We start from the raw sequence: 1,752 nt of genomic DNA, 5'->3' as shown, positions 1-1,752 counted from the left end.
TTTGGTGATTGGCCTCGCTGGCCACCAACTGACTGGCCGTGGCGAAGCGGGCACTACCGTTCAGGTGCGTGATGCCGCTGGCAATGTCCTGGCCACTGGCACCGTGGGTGCAGATGGCACCTTCCTGCTGACGCTGGACCCTGCCGTCATCGACGGCAGCACCCTGCAGGTGACACTGACCGATGCGGCGGGCAACGTTTCTCAACCTGGCTCGGTCACCTCGCAAGACCTACTGCCTCCTGCGCAACCCACCGACCTTGCCCTGGCCGATGGCATCACCTTCACCGGCCGCGGCGAACCTGGCGCCACCGTACAAGTACGCGACGCTGCCGGTAGTGTGATCGGTACCGGGCTGGTCAACGCGGATGGCACGTTCAGCCTGACGCTGAGCCCTGCTCAGGCCAATGGCGAAGCCCTGGATATCCGCCTGGTCGATGCCGCTGGTAATAGCTCCGCTGCCCTGCAGTTCAATGCCCCAGACATCACCCCACCGGATGCAGTCAGTAACATCCAGGTCGGCCCTGGCGGCTTGGTCTTGGGCGGTCGCGGGGAAGCGGGTGCCACCGTTGAGGTGCGCGACGCGGATGGCAACCTGCTTGGCCGCGGCGTCGTCACTGCCAATGGTACCTTCCTGATCAACCTCGACCCGGCTGCGCAACCAGGCGAACACCTGAGCCTGGTGCAGGTCGACCCAAGCGGCAACGCGTCCGTTGCCCTCGAATACGATGTGCCGCTGACCACCGCCCCGGCCAGCCCGAGCGAACTGGCCATTAATGCCGATGGCACCAGCCTGACCGGCAACGCACCCGCTGGAACCCGTGTAGAGGTACACGATGCCAATGGCACGCTCATTGGCAGTGCTGTGGCGGGTGCAGACGGCACCTTTACTATCGTGCTCGACCCGGCCCAGGCCAATGGCGAACTGCTCGATGTTGTGGCCATTGATGACACGGGCTTGTCGTCCGTGCCTACGCAAATCTTTGCGCCGGACATCACCGCGCCAGCCGCACCCAGTGAACTGGCCGTCAGCGCCAACGGCACTGTCGTCACCGGCCGTGCCGAACCGGGTAGCACCGTTCGTATTCTCGCCGCCGATGGCACTGAACTGGGCAGCGCCCTGGTCGGCCCAACCGGCGTGTTCAACATCACCCTCGACCCGCCTCAGGTCGATGGCGAAGTGTTGCAGGCCACCGCGACCGATGTTGCTGGTAACACGTCGCTTGCCAGCTCCGTCACCGCGCCGGATATCGACGGCGTCGACACCACCCCACCCAACGCACCGACCAACCTGGTGATCGGCCTCGCCGGCAGCCAGCTAAGCGGCCGCGGCGAAGCCGGGGCCACGGTGCAGGTACGTGACGCCGCTGGCAATGTGCTGGCGACTGGCACTGTAGGCGCGGACGGCAATTTTGTAATCGCCCTTGATCCAGCCGTTAACGATGGCAGCACGCTGCAAGTGGTGCTGACCGACGCGGCAGGCAACGCGTCTGAACCAGGCTCGGTCACCTCGCCAGACCTGCAAGCCCCAGACCAACCCACAGGCCTGGCCTTGGCCGAAGGCGTGACCCTTACCGGTCGCGGTGAACCGGGTGCCACTGTTCAAGTCCGCGACGCTGCGGGCACTGTGATTGGTACCGGACTCGTAGGCGCAGATGGCAGCTTCAGCCTGACGCTGAGCCCTGCTCAAGCGAATGGCGAAGCGCTGGATATCCGCCTGGTGGATGCCGCCGGCAACAGCTCTGCCCCACTGCA

1 protein-coding gene is annotated in these 1,752 nt (G+C 65.2%); it reads left to right on the top strand.

The window, feature by feature from the left end:
• Positions 1 to 1,752: Ig-like domain-containing protein (locus GIB19_RS28025; RefSeq protein ID WP_274888842.1), on the top strand; the 1,752-nt coding region annotated here is incomplete at both ends.

This window comes from Pseudomonas sp. ITEM 17296, from assembly GCF_028895205.1.
GTDB lineage: Bacteria > Pseudomonadota > Gammaproteobacteria > Pseudomonadales > Pseudomonadaceae > Aquipseudomonas > Aquipseudomonas kermanshahensis.
This window is presented reverse-complemented; position numbering and strand designations above follow the sequence as displayed.